The 332-nt window shown below is 51.5% G+C and carries 1 protein-coding gene; it reads left to right on the plus strand.

The genetic code is table 11. The features are described from left to right. Positions 1-332 (plus strand): metallophosphoesterase (locus AC1RP4_RS07870; protein ID WP_481763252.1); only part of this gene is annotated, 332 nt, incomplete at both ends.

Consider the following 332-nt stretch of genomic DNA (forward strand, 5'->3'; position numbering starts at 1 on the left):
CTCGAATACACGCCGCGAGGCCACTATTTCTCGAACATCGAAGAGCACGATCAGTGGATCATTCGTCGTCTGAACGAAGATGTTGGCCCCAAGGGTGTCATCTGGTTTCTTGGTGACCTAAGCTTCCACAACAAATGGAAGACTGGCGCACTCATCGAACAGATCGAGACGCCGAACAAGTTTCTGGTGTTGGGCAATCACGACGACAAGCACATCGAGTTCTACAAGACCAGTGGCTTGTTCCGGGAAGTGCATGAGCATCGCGCTTACATCAAGTTTAATGGGCGCAACATCATTATGGACCACCACCCGATTGCCCACTGGCGTAACTG

The organism is Dellaglioa sp. CoH-56-MRSF-10, assembly GCF_056782175.1.